Genomic DNA, 20,169 nt, shown 5'->3' on the forward strand with positions numbered 1-20,169 from the left:
AACAAAATTAAAGTTATATAGAATGTCAAGAGTTTGTGAACTTACAGGAAAGAAGGCGATGGTTGGAAACAACGTGTCTCATGCATTAAACAGAACTAAACGCAAATTCAATGCGAATTTAGTAAAGAAACGTTTTTACCTTCCAGAAGAAGACAGCTGGATAACTTTAAAGGTTTCAACATCTGCTTTAAAAACAATTAATAAAATAGGTATTTCTGCAGCAATTAAAGATGCAAAATCTAAAGGATTTTTAACGAAGTAATTCGCTGTATTAAAAATATAAAGAAATGGCAAAAAGAGGCAATAGAATACAGGTGATATTAGAATGTACAGAGCATAAAGAATCTGGTCAAGCGGGTACTTCTCGTTACATTACTACTAAGAATAAAAAGAACACGCCAGATAGAATGGAGATTAAGAAATTTAATCCTATCCTTAAGCGTATGACAGTTCATAAAGAAATTAAATAATTAGAAGTTTTAGCAATAAAATTTCAAATACCTTAAAAATATATAGGTCATGGCAAAGAAATCCGTAGCATCATTACAAACAGGATCTAAAAGATTAACAAAAGCAATAAAAATGGTAAAGTCTCCAAAAACTGGAGCTTACATGTTTGTTGAATCTATCATGAATCCAGAACAAGTAAGTGACTTTTTAGCTAAAAAGTAATTTACAGTGTTATACAATATTAAAAGCTGCTTTCGTTTTCGAAAGCAGCTTTTTTATTTTTATATTTGAATAGGTTAATTTAACTGACACATTAGCAGTAAAAAAATGTGGTAAGGATTTTGACAAGAGTAATTAGGAACGTGCTACGAAAAAACATTTATGTAAAAGTAACTTTGTTTAATTTATGATAACGAACCTAACAATTAAAGTAGAAATATAAAGAGCATAACCACTCTATAACTAACAACTAGCAAGAAAATGAGCTTTTTTAAAAAAATATTTTCGTCGGATAAAAAGGAAACCCTTGATAAAGGATTAGAAAAAACTAAATCTAGTTTTTTTGGAAAACTAAGTAAAGCGGTAGCCGGAAAATCTAAAGTAGACGACGAGGTTTTAGATAACCTTGAAGAAGTTCTTGTATCTAGTGATGTTGGTGTAAATACCACGCTTAAAGTTATAGAACGCATTGAAGAACGTGTTGCAAAGGACAAATACCTTGGTACTGATGAGCTTAATAAAATACTTCGTGAAGAAATTGCTGCTTTGTTAAGCGAAACAAATTCTGGAGAAGATACCGATTATACAATACCTACTTTGCCAAAACAAGAAAATGGTAAAAAAACGCCTTATGTTTTAATGGTAGTTGGTGTTAATGGTGTTGGTAAAACAACAACTATTGGTAAGTTGGCTTATCAATTTAAAAAACAAGGTTTGAAGGTGGTTTTAGGTGCGGCAGATACGTTTCGCGCAGCAGCCATAGACCAATTACAAGTTTGGGCAGACCGTGTAGATGTACCAATGATTCGTCAGGAAATGGGAAGTGATCCTGCTTCTGTAGCGTTCGACGCATTAAAGTCTGGTGTTAATCAAGATGCCGATGTTATTATTATTGATACAGCCGGACGTCTACACAACAAGATAAACTTAATGAATGAGCTTACCAAGGTAAAGCGCGTTATGCAAAAAGTTGTTGTAGATGCGCCTCACGATGTGCTTTTAGTTTTAGATGGTTCTACAGGTCAAAATGCTTTTGAGCAAGCTAAGCAGTTTACAGCAGCTACAGAGGTTACATCTTTAGCCGTTACCAAACTAGATGGTACGGCAAAAGGAGGAGTTGTTATTGGTATTTCCGATCAATTTAAAATTCCTGTAAAATATATTGGTGTTGGTGAAGGTATCGAAGATTTACAAGTGTTCAATAAATATGAATTTGTAGATTCTTTTTTCAAATAGAAATTATCTTTTTAGTGTAAAGTGTCCGGTGTAATTCTTGCCATCGGCACGTGTTACTACAAACCAATAATCTGAAGTTGGCATGTTTCTTCCATTATAACTGCCATCCCATGATGTGTTTTTATCTAAGGTTTTAAGTAGTTTTCCATATCTATCGTATATTTTTATATCTAAAGTTTCTTCCGTTTCGGAATACTTAATAGACCATGTGTCATGAAATCCATCTCCATTTGGCGTAAAGTATTTAGGTGCATTTAATATGTAAACATTTTCTGTAATAGTACCACAACCATTTTTATCTCTTACGTAAATAGTGTATTCCCCTATTGGTAATCTTGTAAATACATTATCATCTTGGTAGTTGGTGTCATCTAAAGAGAATTCATAATCTCCAAGACTTAAGTGAGATAAATTAACGGTTATTGAATTGTTAGTGTCGGTCCAATCTTCAATTTCAATATTTTGAATAATGGCTTCGTTAGATAGTACGACTTCGAAATTTTTAGTTGTAGAGCAGGTGTAGGTGGCATAATCTTTAGTTACTGTTATGGAGTAACTGCCAATATTTGAAGTAGGAATATTTATAGTTTGTGTTGTTTCTCCGGTAGACCAAAGGTAAGTATTAAAACCATTTCCTGCATCTACCGTTATTTCATTGTCGTCTTCACATATACCTATAAAGTCTTGAATATCAATTATTGGAGTCGCTTGTAGCGAAACAGTTATTTCTGCTATTTGATAACAATGATCGGCCGAATCAATTCGAGCGTAAATTGTAGGGGTTTCTATATACCAATTATAACTAGTCGGTTCTGTAATATGTTGGTCTTCATAATAGTTTTCTGCTCCCGATTGAGATGTGAAGAAATTGAAATTACAATCACTACAGTTGGTTAATAGAGCTTCGTAAATTGTAAAATCAATAACTTCTTCATCATCATTTAAATTATCACAGACCACAACTGATATGTTATTTATGGCGAGTGTGGGCGATATTATGTTTACCAAAACAGCAAGTCTGTCATCACTTTCACAACCATTAATAGTTTCTTTTGCTGCGTAATAAGTAACTCCGTCGTTTAAACTTGTTTCCTCTGGTAAAATATTTCCTGCTATTTGGGCATCATACCAAATAGCAGTTGCGCTAACTTCAATATTCGCTATAGTTGGGTTTTGTGTAGTGCAAAATAACTGTTCGGCTTCACCGGTTAGGGCTTCTGGAGTTCCAATAATTTCTACTTCAAAATTATCTGAAGCAATTCTGCAAAAAGCAGAGTTTATGTAATTGCCGTTGGCAACAGTTAATCTATATAGAAATGTCCCGGGAGTGTTCGTGTCGAAAAACAGATAGTTTGGAGTGGTTTCGCCTGTAATATCTAGCCAAGTATCAGCATTGTCATCAGAAAGCTGCCATTGATATCGTGGATCGGTATATCCGGAAGAAACATCAGCTTGAAAAGTATAGTTTACACTTTCGTTTTGGCAAATAGATAAAGCTGTTGCAGCGTCGTTGTCAATAGAATTAATTATAGTTGGGCCACAAGGTCTAAAGCTAATATCATCTAATGCAATATCGTTACCAGGATGTGCGCTAGGCGCAGAGTTTAAAATGCTAATAACAACTTCCGCGTCAGCTCCCGATGTAAAAAAGAAGCCATATTGTAACCATGTTGGTGAAGATGTTTGGTTAATGTCTCCTGTGCTATAAAACCCTAAAATATTACCAGAAGTGTCACTAATTCTGAAGGTTACATTCGGGCTATATTGATCTGTAAGTCCTGCGTTGGGGTTCAATAAATTTATTAACCATGCTGAAAATTCATAAGTAGTATTCGGGCAAAGTCCTGAAACTGTTTTAGTGTAAAATACACCTTCATTTGCTATTACGGCGCTATTAATTACCATCATATATCCATTTGAATTACCAGTGTGGTCGTTAGTTACATGCCAGGCATTGGCTTTTAATCCGCTGGAAGAATTTACGATGGTGTACTCGCCTTCATCTAGCTCACCACTTGCTCTATAAGTAAATGCTGTAATGGCCGAACCTAATGCGCTTCCTCTATTTGAGCCCGATCCGAAGTCGATTTCTACAATAGGGTCACCTAAACTACCTTCACATAATTGCGCGTGAGATTGGATGTAAATACAGAATATTGTAAGTAGAGAGAATATATGTTTCTTTTGCAAAGTCTTTTCTTTAAACGAGTTTTTCAGCAGGAAGTATTAATAACAAAGTTTTATTAATACTTTACTTTTTAATACTTTGATTTAGTAATAACGTTTAGATGTGTTTTAGAAGAAAAACTTGCGTTTGAAGTTTTAATAGAGGCTTATGGATATTGTTAGTAAGTATTTATCAATTGTATTAATCAGACTGTTTAGATAAATAACAGTGTTCGTTTTATTTTTAAGATGAAGAAGATAGGTAAAGCTTACTCGATTAAAGCATTGATTTTAGCCCATAACTCGTTATCAAAACTAGATAAGGCGAAATTTTCGCTATCGGCAGCGTTGCCCATTCTTACAATTACTAGTTTTTTACTTGGTACAATATAAATTTTCTGATCGTTTTTACCTAAAGCGGCATACATATCATCAGGGGCATTTGGAATTAGTTTTCCATTAAACTCTAATTGACTTTGCGGTAAATGGTAGCTCGATTTTCCGTTAAGCCACCATAAATAGCCATAAGCCTCATTAATGTTTTGCGAGGTATTAGTCGCTTCATTTAAAAAAGCTTCAGATATAATTTGTGTTTCATCCCATGTTCCGTTGGTATACATTAAAAGTCCAAAGCGTGCCATACTTCGTGTGTTGCTCCAATAGACACTTAAATTATTGAGAGAAATCCATTGACCACTCATACCTATTTTATCCTTAAGGTTTTCACTGAAATAAGTGTCCCAATTTTGGCCGGTTGCTGCGGCGACTACATCTTGTGTTTTTACATAAACATTGTGGTAGGCCCAACGGGAGTTTGCATCCGCTATATATTGTAGGTTTTCTGGAGTTACATCGTCGCCCAAACTATCGTCCAAACCAGAACTCATAGATAGTAAGTTTTTAGTTGAAATTAGGTTCTCTTTTTCTAAAGTCAAACTCGTCCAGCCAATTCCTAAATAGTCGGATACTTTAGTGTTTATATTTAAAAAATTTTGGTCTTGCGCTATTCCTGCGGTTGCTGTGGTCAACGTTTTTCCTGCACTTGCCCAGTACCAAGATTTTGTGCTGCTATGGTCGTTCATGTAGTGCTCAACTACAAGCTTACCATCATGTAAAATGATAAAGCTTTTACTATTTTTTTCTTCTAAGTAATCGAGTAGTGATTGTAGTTCGTTAGCGTTCCAGTTTAAATCGCTTATGGATTTTGTTTCCCAAACATCTGAACTTAAAGGAGGAAAATAGATGGGTTCAACAGTTGGGTTTTCTTCTATAATTGGATTGTTCTCAGAAGAACAATTCAAAATTAATAATACGAAAACTAGATTGATATGGCGTAAATACTTCATCATAGTAAATTTAATAATTTAGACTGTAAAACGGACTATTGGTTTAATCTAAATTTCTATTGGTGTTATTCTTCAATCATTCCTAGTAAATCAATCCGCATTGCGTATCTTTGCACACTTAATTTTTGGTATGAGAACAAAGACACTTAAAAAGAACAAAATCAACGTAGTAACACTAGGCTGTAGTAAAAATGTTTACGATAGCGAAGTGCTTATGGGGCAACTTAAAGCCAGCGGAAAAGATGTTGTACATGAAGAAGAAGGTAATATTGTGGTTATAAATACCTGCGGTTTTATCAATAATGCGAAGGAAGAAAGTGTAAATACTATTCTTGAATACGTACAGAAAAAAAACGATGGCGATGTAGATAAAGTCTTTGTTACCGGTTGTTTAAGTGAACGTTATAAGCCAGATTTGATAAAAGAAATCCCTAATGTGGATGAGTATTTTGGAACTACTGAGTTACCAGGATTACTAAAAGCTTTGGGTGCCGATTACCGACACGAATTAATTGGTGAGCGTTTAACAACAACGCCAAAAAACTATGCTTACTTAAAAATTGCAGAAGGTTGCGATAGACCATGTTCTTTTTGTGCCATTCCTTTAATGCGCGGTAAACATAAAAGTACACCTATTGAAGATTTGGTTACCGAATCGGAAAAACTAGCAGCTAAAGGTGTTAAAGAATTGATATTAATTGCCCAAGATTTAACGTATTACGGACTTGATATTTATAAAAAACGAAACTTAGCAGAGCTATTAGAGGCTTTAGTAAAAGTAGAAGGTATCGAGTGGATTCGTTTACATTACGCATTTCCAACAGGCTTTCCGTTAGACGTTTTAGATGTTATGAAACGCGAACCTAAAGTTTGTAATTATTTAGATATTCCGTTGCAGCATATTTCAGACTCTGTTTTAAAAAGTATGCGTCGTGGTACTAATAAAGCAAAAACGACTAAGTTAATTGGTCAGTTTAGAGAAGCTGTGCCAGAAATGACAATTAGAACAACGTTAATTGTTGGGTATCCTGGTGAAACAGAAGAGAATTTCCAAGAGTTAAAACAATGGGTTAGCGATATGCGTTTTGAGCGTTTAGGTTGTTTTACTTATTCTCATGAAGAAAATACACATGCTTACACTTTAGAGGACGATGTGCCAGAAGAGGTTAAAGTTGATAGAGCAAACCAAATTATGGAAATTCAATCTCAAATTTCTTGGGAACTGAATCAACATAAAATAGGAGAGACTTTTAAAGTAGTTATCGATAGAAAAGAAGGTAATTATTTTGTTGGTCGTACTGAGTTTGATTCTCCAGATGTAGATAACGAAGTATTAATCGATGCATCTAAATGTTATTTAAAAACAGGTGAATTTGCAACTGTAAAAGTAACAGAAGCAGAAGATTTTGATTTATATGCTGAAGTAGTTCTTTAGTTTCTAAGTATTGGTACGATGAAGGATATCAATTTTTTGAAATTTCTAAGAGATTTATGTGCTGAAAGCATGTCTGTTTTGGATGCTAATATTCCGAAATCTAAATATATACCAATAAGTTTATCTGAATCTAACGACGTTCTAAATGTCATAGATGTATCATCTTCTAATATATTAGCTGATTTTGTAAACACCCATATTAAAAACCATAAGGCTGAAGTAGCTTATGGCGGTTATTTAGAGGTGAGAAACATTTATAAGCGTAGTACGCATTTTAGCAGTCAAGCTGAAGAAGAACGTAATATCCACTTAGGCGTCGATTTATGGAGTCCCATTGGAACGTCTATTTTTACACCGTTTGATTCCGTAGTGCATAGCTTTAACAATAATGAGAACTTTGGAGATTACGGACCAACCATTATATTAAAGCATACTTTACAAAATGTTGATTTTTATACTCTTTACGGGCATTTAAGTTTGGCTTCCATTGATAATCTTGAAGTTGGAGAAGTTTTCAAGCAAGCTGATAAAATAGCCGAATTGGGTGATGCTTCTGTAAATGGTGATTATCCTCCGCATTTACATTTTCAGATTATAAAAGATATTCAAGATTATAAAGGTGATTACCCGGGAGTTTGTTCTAAAACGGATTTGGCGTTTTATGAGCGTAATTGTCCGGACCCTAAGTTAATACTTAACTTATAGCCTTCCAAAACATAACTTATTGATCCACAAAATTCTCGCGTAAAAGTGTTGCAACTTCAGGTAGATGTTTAATTAATTCTTCAATCACTTCAGGGTCGGTTAAGTCGGTTCTAAAACCTGGTAACATACTTAATTCGGCATCATCAAAGTCAACGCAACCCATAGCCCAATTAGTAAAAAGGCGATCTTCTGTTGTGCTATCGTGAATAATTTTTAAATCTTTATGACGGGTATCTCTGCGTAAACGAACCAAAAGGTCATCTATTACTCCATGTTCGCCTTCTATTATTTGAAGAAAATAACCATGTTTATGCATTAAAACGCCGCTAATATTATCAATTGAATTAAAGCCCCGAGAGTCATGCAGTAGGTCTAGTAACTGGCGCTTTGTGAATTGCTCTACAGCTTGACTAGAGTAGATAAGGCGGCGTATTGTCATATTAAATATATATGAAGTTATTAATTCTAAAGTGCATATGGAATTTCGTTTAGGGCACGTAATCCACACGTATACAAACGTATGCTTTTTTTCTTACAATGTCAATATTCAATTTCATTTTTATATGATAGGTTCTAAACGGTTAAATTTTTAGTTTTCTTTTAGTTGATGATCAAATTATATGTTTAAAACAAAAAAAGTCCCAACAGTTTTCTGTTGGGACTTTTTAATATTATAGGATTCCTTTTTTTAGGAATTGAGATTATTCTTCAACAATAACCCATTCACCTTTGGCTAATAAAGGTTCAGCTTGTTTAAATTTTACTGTTTTATTTTCACCGTTCATTACGTTTTTAATAGTAACACGATCGTTTCTACCAATTTTTGGTTGATCACGCACTATCGTTTCTGTAACTTGTTGCTGTTGCGATTGTGTATTTCCAGCAGCTCTGCTTTGTGCAGAACGTTCGTCTAAATTAGGAATTTCCTCTTTTTGAGTATTCAAGTTTTCCTGTTTTCTATCGCGAGCTTCTTGAATCGTGTTTTGTGTTTCCTGAGGTAATTCACCTTTAAATAAGAATGAAATTACATCTTTATTCACTTCATCAATCATGGCTTTAAACAATTCGAAAGCTTCGAATTTATAGATAAGTAACGGGTCTTTTTGTTCGTGCACTGCTAATTGTACCGATTGCTTAAGTTCGTCCATTTTGCGTAAATGCGTTTTCCAAGCATCATCAATAATGGCTAAAGTAATGTTCTTCTCGAAATCTGTAATTAATTGTTTTCCTTGAGTTTCGTATGCTTTTTCTAAATCGGTAACAACATTTAGTGTTTTAATTCCATCGGTAAAAGGCACCACAATACGCTTAAATTTATCGCCTTGAGTTTCAAATACGTTTTTAATAACAGGGAATGCACTTTCTGCATTACGCATCATTTTTTCTTTGTAATTCTCAAATGCCGCTTTGTAAATTTTAGCAGTAATATCTTGAGCAGCAAGTTTTCCGAATTCAGCTTCGGTTACTGGAGAGCTCATTGAGAAATAACGAATTAATTCGAATTCGAAATTTTTAAAATCGCTAGCAGCTTTGTTCGTTTCAACAATACCTTCCGATGTATCGAAAATCATATTTGCTAAATCTACACGTAAACGTTCTCCAAATAATGCATGGTGACGACGTTTATAAACAACTTCACGTTGCGCGTTCATAACATCATCATATTCTAATAAACGCTTACGAACTCCAAATTGATTTTCTTCAACTTTTTTCTGTGCACGCTCAATAGACTTAGAAATCATAGAATGCTGAATCACTTCACCTTCTTGTAATCCCATTTTATCCATCATTTTGGCAATACGCTCACTACCAAACAATCTCATTAAATTATCTTCTAGAGATACATAAAATTGAGAACTTCCTGGATCTCCTTGACGACCGGCACGACCACGTAACTGTCTGTCTACACGACGAGAATCGTGACGTTCTGTACCAACAATTGCTAAACCTCCAGCAGCTTTAACCTCGGCAGATAATTTAATATCGGTACCACGACCAGCCATATTGGTTGCGATAGTTACTTGTCCAGATTTACCAGCCTGATCTACAATATCAGCCTCTTTTTTATGTTGTTTCGCGTTTAATACATTGTGAGGTATTTTACGAATGCTAAGCATTTTACCAAGCAATTCACTAATTTCTACCGATGTTGTACCAATTAAAACTGGGCGTCCAGCTTCTGCTAATTTGGTAACATCATCAATAACCGCATTGTATTTTTCACGCTTAGTTTTATAAACTAAATCTTCTTTATCATCACGAGCAATAGGGCGGTTGGTTGGTATTTCTACAACATCCAATTCGTAAATTTCCCAGAACTCACCAGCTTCTGTAACAGCTGTACCCGTCATACCACTTAGTTTGCGGTACATTCTAAAGTAATTTTGTAGTGTTACCGTTGCAAAAGTTTGGGTAGCATCTTCAATTTTTACATTTTCTTTAGCTTCAATCGCTTGGTGTAACCCATCAGAGTAACGACGGCCATCCATAATACGCCCCGTTTGCTCATCTACAATCATTACTTTATTTTCCATCACCACATATTGGGTGTCTTTTTCAAATAAAGCATAAGCTTTTAAAAGCTGATTTAAGGTATGAATACGTTCGGATTTTACACCAAAATCTTTATATAAATCCTCTTTTTGTTCAGCCTCGTCTTCTTTAGAAAGACCTTGACTTTCAATTTTAGCAATTTCAAGTCCAATTTCTGGTAAGATGAAGAAATCTGGGTTATCCTTTCCAGAAATATACTCAACTCCTTTATCTGTTAATTCAACCTGGTTGTTTTTCTCTTCAATTACATAGTACAATTCCTCATCAACCTTTGGCATTTCACGGTTGTTATCTGCCATGAAATAGTTTTCGGTTTTTTGTAATAATTGTTTAACACCTTCTTCAGATAAAAACTTAATAAGGGCTTTGTTTTTTGGAATACCACGATAAACACGTAGTAATTTTAAACCACCTTCTTTAGTATCTCCATCTTTAATAAGTTTTTTAGCTTCTGCTAAAACACCTGTTAAATACTTACGTTGTACCGTTACAATATCGTCAACCTTTGGCTTAAGTTCTGTAAATTCGTGACGCTCACCTTGTGGTATTGGACCAGAAATAATTAACGGCGTACGCGCATCATCAACTAAAACCGAATCCACCTCATCTACAATAGCGTAGTGGTGTGGGCGTTGTACTAAATCGTCTGGCGAATGTGCCATGTTATCACGTAAGTAATCGAAACCAAATTCGTTATTAGTACCATAAGTAATATCGGCATTGTAAGCCGCTTTACGTTCTGGCGAGTTTGGTTTAAAATAATCTATACAAGCAACGCTTAAACCATGGAACTCAAAAATTGGAGCCATCCACGCGCTATCACGTTTTGCTAAGTAATCGTTCACCGTTACTAAATGCACACCTTTACCAGCAAGTGCATTTAAGTAAACAGGTAGGGTTGCAACTAATGTTTTACCTTCACCCGTTTGCATTTCTGCAATTTTACCTTGGTGCATAGCAATACCACCAATAAGTTGCACATCATAATGCACCATATCCCAAGTAATAGCTTTTCCTGCAGCATCCCAAGAGTTTGCCCAAGTAGCTTGGTCGCCTTCTAGACTAACATAAGCTTTATCGGCAGAAATAGATCTATCGAACTCACTAGCGGTAACAGAAATTTGTGTGTTTTTTGTAAAACGTTTTGCTGTTTCTTTTACCACAGCAAAAGCTTCTGGTAAAATAGTATTTAAAACATCTTCGGTAATTTTATAAGCCTCGTCTTTCAATTTATCAATTTCTTGATAAATATCTTCACGACGGTCAATATCTTCTGTAGATTCTGCTTCGTTAACTAAGCTCGCAATAGTGTCATTGGTAGCTTGAGTGGCTTCGGCAATTTTAGCTTTAAATTCGGCTGTTTTTGCTCTTAATTGATCGTGCGATAATGCTTCTAAAGCCGCCTCGTATGTAGTAATTTGTTTAACTATAGGCGTAATGGCTTTTACATCTTGTTTCGATTTATCGCCAACAAATACCTTTAGTATAGAATCTAAAAATGTCATGTTATTAATTTTATATAAATATGTTTTCTAGGACAATCCTAGGTGTTTTTCAGTTAAAATATAATACTAAAATAAGCCGTTCTGTAGGCTATTAAACGCATAGGGTAAGCCATGCTTATATTAATACCAAAGATACCTTTTAGAACAAAAAAAAAGTCTCAATTCGAGACTTTTTAACTATTCTTTATGCTTATATTTTTAATATTCATCTTCATTCCACAGATAATCTTCATCTGTAGGGTAATCCGACCATATTTCCTCAATCGAATCGTACGAATCACCTTCGTCCTCAATCGACTGTAAATTTTCTACAACCTCTAAAGGTGCACCAGTTCTAATGGCGTAATCTATCAATTCGTCTTTGGTTGCAGGCCAAGGTGCATCACTTAAATAAGATGCTAATTCTAAAGTCCAATACATGTGTTAATGCGTTTAATTTTTTGCAAAAATAAATTTTTAGTTTAAACACACAAGTAAAAAATGAATTATTTAATCATTAATTTTAAGAACGTATCCTTTTGTACTCTAAACAGTTGAAATTTATTATTGCATAGTTAATAATTGTAGCAATACTTTTGCTTTATTTTTGTTTTGGTCGTTACCACAAGGGGCGGGCTTTATTCGTTGATTTCTATTTTATATTAAAGAACTCATGAATATAAATATTTCTCTACTCGCTCCCTTCCGTTGGTCGGGGATCTTAAACATGCCGTTCGATCCCTAACGCGGTTTCGCTTTCTAATTCAAAATATAGCTTTTTAATTTAAACTTCCAATAAATAATTTAATACTTTTCAGGAATCCATTTAATTTCATTTGCTTGCAAGTCTAAAGACAACTTTCGTGCCAATACAAAAAGATAGTCCGAAAGTCTATTTAAATACTTTAAAGCATTCGCTTCAAAAGGTTCTAAGTCGTTAAGTGCTGTTGCTAAACGCTCGGCTCTACGGCATACACAGCGCGCTATGTGACAAAATGACACGGTTTGATGGCCGCCTGGAAGCACAAAATGCGTCATTTCTGGTAAAGCTTCGTTCATACTGTCCATAGCAAGCTCTAAACGCTCAATATCCTTAATAGATATCTTTTCGATATTAAGCCGGTCTTTACCATTTTTTAAAACAGCTTTTTCTGGATCGGTAGCCAAAATAGCGCCAACCGTAAATAATTTATGCTGAATTTCGGTAAGTAATTCCTTGTAATCCTCGTTAATGTCCTGGTCGCGAATTAAACCCAAATGAGAGTTTAACTCATCTACAGTGCCGTAACTTTCTATACGGATATGGTGCTTTGGTACACGAGTACCTCCAAATAATGCCGTGGTACCGTTATCGCCTGTTTTAGTGTAAATTTTCATAGGTTAAAGGTAATTGTTAAAAAAGGAAATTTCAAAAAAGATTACTGTAAAAATAGAAGTGCTTGTTAGAAGTATTTCATTTATAGTTTTTTAAACTGACAATTTTATTCTGTGAATAATTATTTAACAATTCTTTAAGGAATTATGAGTATTGCTAATAATACTGTTTTAAAAAGGGGGTAATTAAAAGAAACTTTGTAATAATTGCTTGTAAGTTAATTATCACTTATAGATTAAAAGGAAAACTATTATTTTTGCACAAAACAACATAAAAAAATAAAACTTAATTATGAAAAAAATCTCATTAGTAGTATTATTACTTGTAGGTTCCTTCGGTGCTAAGGCTCAGTCTTACGTAGGGTTTCTTACAGATAATTACAGCGGTGTAAATAGCGTTATTGCTAACCCTGCTAATATTACAGATTCTCGTTTTAAAACAGATATTAACATTGTAGGTGTTAGTGCTTTTGCAGGTAACGACTATTATGGCGTTAACCTTTTGGATGCACTTAAAGATGATTACGATTTTGATTTAGATGCCAAAAAATCGCCATCTACAGATAACAATGCAGCTATTAATTTAGATGTTATGGGGCCAGCATTTATGTTTAATTTAACCGAAACTAGCTCTTTAGCTATTTTTACTAGAGCACGCTCTATGGTTAATGTAACCGAAATTAATGGAGAAACTATTGATAATGTTGATGATGACACTACCGATGATTTTATTGTAAACGAAGGTGATTTTACAACCTTTGCTCAAGCTTGGGCAGAAGTAGGTGTAACTTATGCTAGAGTTTTAATGAACAAAGAAGAACACTTTTTAAAAGGTGGTCTTACAGTAAAGTATTTACAAGGTGGTGGTACTGCTTATGCTTATGGTAAAAATGTAACTGTAGATTATGATGCCGATGGTACAAATCCAACTACAGGAAGTTTAGATACTACAGGTGAGTTAACTTATGGTTATTATGATAATTTCGATAATGATGATTATGATTACGAACTTCCAGATGCTTCTGGTTTTGGTGCAGATTTAGGTTTTGTTTACGAATGGAGACCAGATTATAGAGACTACCAAACAACTAATGCAGATGGTGATACATATAGTCATAAGTACGAAAACAAATACAAATTAAAATTAGGTATTTCTATTACAGATATCGGTCAAATTAACTACAAAGAGGGAACTCAAGAAGTTTTTGATATTAACGGTACAAACATTAATGAAGACGATTTTGATAATGGTGACGATTTTGCAGATGCTTTAGAAAATATCTACGGTATTGGTACAGTAACTAATGGTTACAAAGTAAAGTTACCAACGGCTGTTCATTTAAATGCAGATTATAGCTTTACTAAGCGTTTCTTTTTAAACTTAAATACTGATTTTTCTCTTATTGCTAAAGGAAAAGAAAAAGCGAGTCGTATTGCAAACATGGTATCATTAACTCCTCGTTTTGAGAGTAAATGGTTTAGTTTTTACGTGCCAGTAAGTTTAGTACAGTATAACGGATTTCAAGCAGGAGCAGGATTTAGAGCAGGACCTTTATACATTGGTTCTGGATCTGTAATTACTGCTTTAGCGGGTGATAATACAAAAGGTGCCGATGTTTATGCAGGTTTAAAAGTGCCAGTATACCAAGGTAAGCCAAGAGATAGAGATAATGATGGTATTATCGATAAGTTAGATGGTTGTCCTAAAGAAGCAGGACCAGCTGAGAACAACGGTTGTCCATGGTTAGATAGTGATGTAGATGGTGTTATGGATAATGACGATAATTGTCCAGAAGTTGCCGGTCCTAAAGAAAATAAAGGTTGTCCTTGGGGAGATACAGATAATGATGGTGTTTTAGACAATATCGATATTTGTCCTAAAGTTGCAGGTCCTGTAGAAAACAGTGGTTGCCCATGGAAAGATACAGATAACGATGGTGTAGCAGACAAAGATGACGAATGTGTAGACGTTGCTGGTACAGTAGCAAACAAAGGTTGTCCTGAAGTAATTGTACCTACAGTAGAGGTTCAAGCAACTTTAAATGCTTACGCTAAAACTATTTTGTTTAACTCTGGAAAATCTTCTATTAAAACAGAATCTAATAAAGTGTTAGCTGAAATTGTAAACATTTTAGGTGAATATCCTGATGCTAAATTTTCTATTGAAGGTCACACAGATAGTTCTGGAGGAGATACTTTAAACCAAAGACTATCAGATGCTAGAGCAAATGCTGTAAAAGCTTATTTAGTAAAAAATGGTGTAGATGAGTTTAGATTATCTGCTATTGGTTTTGGTGAAACTAGACCAATTGCTACTAATGCAACATCTGCTGGTAGAGCTGATAACAGAAGAGTAGAAATTAACTTAGTTAAGTAATAATTTCAACTTAATAATATTTAGATAGTTTTTATCTAAACAAAAGCCTCATAGTTTAATAACTCTGAGGCTTTTTTTTTGTTTTTTATAATGAAGGAAAAGTGAAGTGAGATTTTAGTTAAACACGAATAATAAAATCTTCACGAACTTGCTCTTTCCTAAAGAATACAAATCCCCAGAAAAAAGTATCTACAGTAACTTTTACTTTCGGATGTTTTTTTATTATTTCCCATGCTTCGGTCATGCCTTTAGACCAATAAATATCATCAAATATAAAAACAGAATCGTTGTGAGCCGTTTCTAAAAGCGCTTCGAAATAATCTAAAGTGGCTTGCTTTTTATGGTTACCATCAAAGAAAATTAAATCGTAACTATTATTGGTTTTAAGTTGTTCAATTTCATCATTAAAATTACCTATTATCACTTCAATGTTTTTTAGCTTAAAAGCTTCAAAATTAGATTTAGATAAGGTGGAAATATTAGGGCAGCCTTCAATAGTTTTAATGTTAGCTTTGGGATTTCCTAAATGTAAAGCTGCTGTAGCTATGCCTAAAGACGTACCTAATTCTAAGCTGTTTTCGGGTTTAAAGTAGTTTGATAATCTATATAGTAGTTTTGCGTGATTATTGGTAGACCCCGCGTTTTTAGCCATTTTAGAAATGCTGCGTTTTTCCTGTTTCATAACCTGAGAACCAGCGCCTAAATCGGTTACTTGTATAAGGTTATTATTCTTTAGAAGTGCTGCTTTATAATCGATTATTGTTTTATAATCTGGGTAGTTTTTTTTATCGTAAAAGCACTTGGTAATTAAATCGTACACAAAAGGGGAGTGCACACCGTGCTCATTGGTCGATTTTAAAAGAAATTTAAAATATTGAATAATTTGATACACGCTTTTATTGACCGTTTTAGTTATTTGGCTAAATACATGCCAAAGAATACTGCTAAAAATCCAACCACAAAACTAGCAATAGTATAAATTGCAAAACTTGTAAAATCTCCAGATTTTAAAAACATGTGGTTTTCGTAAGCAAAGGTAGAAAAAGTTGTAAAACCACCACAGAAACCAGTAGCTAAAAGTAATGTCTGGTTTTGTGAAAGCGAATCGTGTTTAGCAGCGAGACCTAAAACAATACCTATAAGCAGGCTGCCCAAAATATTGGCTACAAATGTGCCGTAAGGTATGCCGTTTTCGGTGTTGTTTAAAAGTTTACCAATTACATAGCGCAGTACGCTACCAAAACCGCCACCCAGAAAAACGAATACAAGTTGTTTCATTTAAAAATTAATCATCAAGTGGTTTTATGGCAATGTATATTTCGGTTAGCCATTCTGCAGGATTTGGGTTGTTTTCGGCTAAATTACTATAGACTTCTATAGTCGGTCCGTTTTCTAAAGCTTCTAATCCATTTTCAGGAATATAATTCATGCCTTTTTTCCATGCTTCTTTTAAGTTGGTGTAATTTCCTTTTAAAACCGTTTTTACAGCTTTAAATGGCAGTAGTTGTCCCGTTAATATATCGCTATTACTAGATATTACTTTTTCGGTTGTTGGTACACAACATGAAAACATAACGGCATTATTCTCTTCATCCCATTGATGGTAATTTACAAAAGGTTTACCTGCGGTTTGTATGTTATTATTTTCAGCGTAAGCTATAACTTTAGGTAGCATATTCTGCATTTTTGTAGAAAGTTCGTTTATTTTACAAGAAGCGGTGTTGTATAAATAGTAGCCACCACCGTGTTGAGTAACTCCAGCAACATTAATGCTGTATTTTTTCATGCTAGCAACGGCAATGCTATCTAGTTTAAATAAACCACGATCAAAATCGGGAGCAACAGATTCTTCAATAGGTCCAGAAAAAGCGGTATACATTTTAGTCATAAAATCTTGCTTCCCACTCATGGTCCAAGTTACTTTTGTACCATTGTTTTCAGTCTCAAAAGACCAATGAATATCCGATTGGCTTTCAAAAGGTGTTAGAAAATTAATTTGTTGTGTTATAGATTTGTTTTCTTCAACAGCTAAAGTCTTCATGCTGCCTTCTCCTAAAATGTCTCCGCTCCAGGCATAACCTGCATCAATACCACTGGTTTTATCTAAATAAGTAAGTGTTGCTAGCGGTTCTTGTTCAAGCCATGGAGAGAAGTTTGGCCAGTTTTTATAATCATTCACTTCATTAAAAACCACAGTGCTTGGAGCCTCAATTATTCTACTTCTAGAAAACGTATACGTGTTGGGTTGCACCGCAATATATATAGATGAGCCTATAATTGTAATAAGTAAAAGAAATAAAATATACTTAAAAGCTTTCATTGTATATGGTTTAGAGAGAGAATATTTAACTCAAAGATAATCAATTTTAAAATTCGTTTAATAAATTATTACATTTGTTGAATTAATAATAACGTTTTAATAGCGAAATGTTCTAATTTTATAAAAACAAGAATAGTAAGTCGGTTTAAATCGTTGTTTTTGTAAGTTAAAAAAAATAATAATTCAAATTATGAAACTAAAATCAATTGTAGGTGTTGCAATAATAAACCTAATGCTGTTTTCATGTGGTAATGAAAAAAGTGATAGTAAGGTTATTGAAGAGGTAAAAGAGGTTGTTGCATTTAATTATAATGTAGATCAATTTGCTGATATTAAAATATTAAAGTATCAAATTCCGGGTTGGGATAAATTAACTTTAAAAGAACAAAAGTTAGTTTACTATTTAACTCAAGCGGGTTTGTCTGGTCGCGATATTATGTGGGATCAAAATTACCGTTATAACTTAAAAATTAGAAAGGCTTTAGAGCAAGTTTACACAAGCTATTCTGGTGATAAAAAGGCTAAAGATTGGGCAAGTTTTGAGAGTTATTTAAAACGTGTTTGGTTTAGTAATGGTATACACCATCACTATTCTACAGATAAATTAACTCCTGAGTTTTCTGCAGATTATTTAAAAGAATTATTATCGGCAACTAATACAACTTTAGACGCTGATGCTTTTGATGCTATATTTAACGATGCGGATGCTAAAAAAGTGAATCAAGGAAAAGGTGTTGATAATGTAGCGCTTTCGGCTGTTAATTTTTACGGACCAAATGTTACAAATGCCGATGTTGAAAGCTTTTACAAGGCTAAGCAATCTCCAAATGTAGATAAACCTTTGTCTTTTGGGTTAAACTCGCAATTAGTAAAAGAAAATGGTGTTTTAAAAGAACGTATTTATAAATCAGGCGGACTTTACGGTGAGGCTATAGACGAAATTATTAAATGGTTAGAGTTGGCTAAAGGTGTTGCAGAAAATGAAGCTCAAGGTCATGCTTTAGGTCTTTTAATTGAATATTACCAAACGGGAGATTTACAAACTTGGGATGATTATAATGTAGCTTGGACTGGCGCTACTGCAGGAAATATAGATTACATAAATAGTTTTATTGAGGTTTATAACGACCCATTAGGATACCGTGGATCTTACGAGAGTATCATTCAAATTAATGATTTTGATATGTCTCAAAAAATGAAAGTATTATCAGATAATGCACAATGGTTTGAAGATAATTCTCCATTAATGGCAGAACATAAAAAAGAGAATGTTGTTGGTGTAACTTACAAAGTTGTTAATGTCGCAGGTGAGGCTGGTGATGCATCTCCAAGCACTCCAATTGGTGTTAATTTACCAAACGCAAACTGGATTCGTGCAGCTGTTGGTAGTAAATCTGTATCCTTAGGGAATATTGTAAATGCATCAAACAATGCAGGAACTACTGGTCGTTTAAAAGAATTTGTTCACGATGAAGAAGAATTACTTTTAGAAGAAGAGTATGGGCAGCTAGCCGATAAATTACATACGGCTTTACACGAAGTTATTGGTCATGCTTCTGGGAAATTAAACCCTGGGGTTGGAGAAACTAAAGAAACGCTTAAAAACTACGCATCTACTTTAGAAGAAGGTCGTGCTGATTTAGTTGGTTTATATTATCTATACAATCCTAAATTACAAGAACTAGGTTTAGTAACCGATTGGGAAAAGATTGGTAGAACGGCTTACGACGGTTATATTAGAAATGGTTTAATGACGCAATTAATTCGTTTGAATTTAGGTGATAACGTTGAAGAAGCGCACATGAGAAACAGACAATGGGTATCGGCTTGGGCTTTTGAAAAAGGAAAAGCAGATAATGTTATTGAAAAAGTAAATCGTGACGGTAAAACATATTTTAACATCAATGATTATGCTAAATTACACGATCTTTTTGGTGAATTATTAAAAGAAACGCAACGTATAAAATCTGAAGGTGATTATAAAGCAGTAGAAGCTTTAGTTGAAGGTTATGGTGTAAAAGTAGACCAAGATATTCATGCAAATGTTTTAGAGCGTAATAAGCAATTTAACTCAGCGCCTTATACAGGTTATATTAACCCCGTTTTAGTTCCAGAAACTAATGATGCTGGTGAAATAACTAAAGTAAATGTAGAGTATCCTGAGTCTTTTGTAGATCAAATGTTAACGTATAGTAAGCATTTTAGTTTTCTTCCTGAAGTTAACTAATTACTCAGTTAATTGTAAACAAAAAAAACAGAACCTTTATTCAGGGTTCTGTTTTTTTGTTTACACTAAACGTTAATAGAATTAAATTTAATAAGATGAGTACACCGATAATAATTAGTAGTTTCATTTTCAATTTAGTTTAATAGCTGTTAGGTAGATGCGCGGTTTTAAAAAAGGTTGCGTGTTAAAGTTATAAAGTTTTATAAATAGGTGAAATATGCTTGCGAAATACCGACAAGGAAAGTGCAAATCATAATAATTAGAATTGTATTGTGGT

At 33.9% G+C, this 20,169-nt stretch carries 17 protein-coding genes; 8 read left to right on the top strand and 9 right to left on the bottom strand.

Annotated features, from left to right (window positions below):
* Nucleotides 1-22: 22 nt before the first annotated feature.
* From rpmB to ftsY, 4 genes are all read left to right on the top strand, one after another.
* Nucleotides 23-262, top strand: coding sequence for a 50S ribosomal protein L28 (gene rpmB / locus GQR98_RS10565; protein WP_042500017.1), 240 nt, complete (start codon nt 23-25; stop codon nt 260-262).
* Between the two features lie 25 nt (nt 263-287).
* The gene (gene rpmG, locus GQR98_RS10570) at nt 288-470 is read left to right on the top strand and encodes a 50S ribosomal protein L33 (RefSeq protein WP_042500020.1); all 183 of its coding nucleotides are present in this window, start codon (nt 288-290) and stop codon (nt 468-470) included.
* A 49-nt stretch (nt 471-519) separates the two neighbouring features.
* Nucleotides 520-672: a DUF4295 domain-containing protein gene (locus tag GQR98_RS10575; protein WP_074940165.1), complete on the top strand. Its 153-nt coding sequence runs from the start codon at nt 520-522 to the stop codon at nt 670-672.
* A 258-nt stretch (nt 673-930) separates the two neighbouring features.
* On the top strand, nt 931-1,905 hold the full coding sequence (gene ftsY, locus GQR98_RS10580) for a signal recognition particle-docking protein FtsY (RefSeq protein ID WP_159019466.1): 975 nt from the start codon (nt 931-933) through the stop codon (nt 1,903-1,905).
* 3 nt (nt 1,906-1,908) lie between these two features.
* On the opposite strand, the gene GQR98_RS10585 is transcribed toward ftsY, so the two are convergent.
* Together GQR98_RS10585 and GQR98_RS10590 are read right to left on the bottom strand one after the other, a co-directional pair.
* Nucleotides 1,909-4,095 carry a T9SS type B sorting domain-containing protein gene (locus GQR98_RS10585; protein ID WP_159019467.1) on the bottom strand — a complete coding sequence of 729 codons (2,187 nt, stop codon included), beginning with the start codon at nt 4,093-4,095 and terminating at the stop codon, nt 1,909-1,911.
* 245 nt (nt 4,096-4,340) lie between these two features.
* Nucleotides 4,341-5,417, bottom strand: a complete 1,077-nt coding sequence (locus GQR98_RS10590; protein ID WP_159021136.1) for a serine hydrolase domain-containing protein — start codon at nt 5,415-5,417, stop codon at nt 4,341-4,343.
* A 130-nt stretch (nt 5,418-5,547) separates the two neighbouring features.
* Here GQR98_RS10590 and rimO point away from each other — a divergent pair, with 130 nt between their 5' ends.
* Both rimO and GQR98_RS10600 read left to right on the top strand, forming a co-directional pair.
* Nucleotides 5,548-6,852 carry a 30S ribosomal protein S12 methylthiotransferase RimO gene (gene rimO, locus GQR98_RS10595; protein ID WP_159019468.1) on the top strand — a complete coding sequence of 435 codons (1,305 nt, stop codon included), beginning with the start codon at nt 5,548-5,550 and terminating at the stop codon, nt 6,850-6,852.
* An 18-nt stretch (nt 6,853-6,870) separates the two neighbouring features.
* Nucleotides 6,871-7,557: a peptidoglycan DD-metalloendopeptidase family protein gene (locus GQR98_RS10600; RefSeq protein WP_159019469.1), complete on the top strand. Its 687-nt coding sequence runs from the start codon at nt 6,871-6,873 to the stop codon at nt 7,555-7,557.
* A 16-nt stretch (nt 7,558-7,573) separates the two neighbouring features.
* On the opposite strand, the gene GQR98_RS10605 is transcribed toward GQR98_RS10600, so the two are convergent.
* The 4 genes from GQR98_RS10605 to GQR98_RS10620 all read right to left on the bottom strand — a co-directional run bounded on the left by GQR98_RS10605 (nt 7,574) and on the right by GQR98_RS10620 (nt 12,971).
* The gene (locus GQR98_RS10605) at nt 7,574-7,996 is read right to left on the bottom strand and encodes a BLUF domain-containing protein (protein ID WP_159019470.1); all 423 of its coding nucleotides are present in this window, start codon (nt 7,994-7,996) and stop codon (nt 7,574-7,576) included.
* A gap of 262 nt (nt 7,997-8,258) precedes the next feature.
* A complete protein-coding gene (gene secA, locus GQR98_RS10610; RefSeq protein WP_159019471.1) occupies nt 8,259-11,615 on the bottom strand; it encodes a preprotein translocase subunit SecA in 3,357 nt (1,118 codons plus the stop codon).
* Nucleotides 11,616-11,813: 198 nt separating this feature from the next.
* Entirely contained in the window at nt 11,814-12,035 is a 222-nt protein-coding gene (locus GQR98_RS10615; protein ID WP_019387375.1) for a DUF2795 domain-containing protein, read from the bottom strand.
* A 363-nt stretch (nt 12,036-12,398) separates the two neighbouring features.
* Nucleotides 12,399-12,971, bottom strand: a complete 573-nt coding sequence (locus GQR98_RS10620; protein WP_159019472.1) for a cob(I)yrinic acid a,c-diamide adenosyltransferase — start codon at nt 12,969-12,971, stop codon at nt 12,399-12,401.
* A 289-nt stretch (nt 12,972-13,260) separates the two neighbouring features.
* On the opposite strand from GQR98_RS10620, the gene GQR98_RS10625 reads away from it, so the two are divergent.
* Nucleotides 13,261-15,345 carry a DUF5723 family protein gene (locus GQR98_RS10625; protein ID WP_159019473.1) on the top strand — a complete coding sequence of 695 codons (2,085 nt, stop codon included), beginning with the start codon at nt 13,261-13,263 and terminating at the stop codon, nt 15,343-15,345.
* Nucleotides 15,346-15,463: 118 nt separating this feature from the next.
* Here GQR98_RS10625 and GQR98_RS10630 read toward each other — a convergent pair whose 3' ends face one another.
* The 3 genes from GQR98_RS10630 to GQR98_RS10640 are packed head-to-tail and all read right to left on the bottom strand — an operon-like array spanning nt 15,464 to nt 17,665.
* On the bottom strand, nt 15,464-16,237 hold the full coding sequence (locus tag GQR98_RS10630; RefSeq protein ID WP_159019474.1) for an O-methyltransferase: 774 nt from the start codon (nt 16,235-16,237) through the stop codon (nt 15,464-15,466).
* Nucleotides 16,238-16,257: 20 nt separating this feature from the next.
* Nucleotides 16,258-16,623 carry a fluoride efflux transporter CrcB gene (crcB, locus tag GQR98_RS10635; RefSeq protein ID WP_042506346.1) on the bottom strand — a complete coding sequence of 122 codons (366 nt, stop codon included), beginning with the start codon at nt 16,621-16,623 and terminating at the stop codon, nt 16,258-16,260.
* Nucleotides 16,624-16,630: 7 nt separating this feature from the next.
* Nucleotides 16,631-17,665, bottom strand: a complete 1,035-nt coding sequence (locus tag GQR98_RS10640) for an SRPBCC family protein (protein ID WP_159019475.1) — start codon at nt 17,663-17,665, stop codon at nt 16,631-16,633.
* A gap of 190 nt (nt 17,666-17,855) precedes the next feature.
* Here GQR98_RS10640 and GQR98_RS10645 point away from each other — a divergent pair, with 190 nt between their 5' ends.
* Nucleotides 17,856-19,892 (top strand): dipeptidyl-peptidase 3 family protein, encoded by a 2,037-nt coding sequence (locus GQR98_RS10645; protein ID WP_159019476.1) that lies wholly within the window; start codon nt 17,856-17,858, stop codon nt 19,890-19,892.
* Nucleotides 19,893-20,169 lie beyond the last annotated feature (277 nt).

Origin of the sequence: Algibacter sp. L3A6 (genome assembly GCF_009796825.1) — a bacterium.
Lineage (GTDB): Bacteria > Bacteroidota > Bacteroidia > Flavobacteriales > Flavobacteriaceae > Algibacter.

Coding starts and splice junctions, on each gene's coding strand:
- ftsY (WP_159019466.1), top strand. CDS start 931: ATGAGCTTTTTTAAAAAAATATTTTCGTCGGATAAAAAGGAAACCCTT.
- GQR98_RS10640 (WP_159019475.1), bottom strand. CDS start 17,665: ATGAAAGCTTTTAAGTATATTTTATTTCTTTTACTTATTACAATTATA.
- GQR98_RS10645 (WP_159019476.1), top strand. CDS start 17,856: ATGAAACTAAAATCAATTGTAGGTGTTGCAATAATAAACCTAATGCTG.
- rpmG (WP_042500020.1), top strand. CDS start 288: ATGGCAAAAAGAGGCAATAGAATACAGGTGATATTAGAATGTACAGAG.
- crcB (WP_042506346.1), bottom strand. CDS start 16,623: ATGAAACAACTTGTATTCGTTTTTCTGGGTGGCGGTTTTGGTAGCGTA.
- rimO (WP_159019468.1), top strand. CDS start 5,548: ATGAGAACAAAGACACTTAAAAAGAACAAAATCAACGTAGTAACACTA.
- secA (WP_159019471.1), bottom strand. CDS start 11,615: ATGACATTTTTAGATTCTATACTAAAGGTATTTGTTGGCGATAAATCG.
- GQR98_RS10615 (WP_019387375.1), bottom strand. CDS start 12,035: ATGTATTGGACTTTAGAATTAGCATCTTATTTAAGTGATGCACCTTGG.
- GQR98_RS10605 (WP_159019470.1), bottom strand. CDS start 7,996: ATGACAATACGCCGCCTTATCTACTCTAGTCAAGCTGTAGAGCAATTC.
- GQR98_RS10600 (WP_159019469.1), top strand. CDS start 6,871: ATGAAGGATATCAATTTTTTGAAATTTCTAAGAGATTTATGTGCTGAA.
- GQR98_RS10575 (WP_074940165.1), top strand. CDS start 520: ATGGCAAAGAAATCCGTAGCATCATTACAAACAGGATCTAAAAGATTA.
- rpmB (WP_042500017.1), top strand. CDS start 23: ATGTCAAGAGTTTGTGAACTTACAGGAAAGAAGGCGATGGTTGGAAAC.
- GQR98_RS10620 (WP_159019472.1), bottom strand. CDS start 12,971: ATGAAAATTTACACTAAAACAGGCGATAACGGTACCACGGCATTATTT.
- GQR98_RS10625 (WP_159019473.1), top strand. CDS start 13,261: ATGAAAAAAATCTCATTAGTAGTATTATTACTTGTAGGTTCCTTCGGT.
- GQR98_RS10590 (WP_159021136.1), bottom strand. CDS start 5,417: ATGAAGTATTTACGCCATATCAATCTAGTTTTCGTATTATTAATTTTG.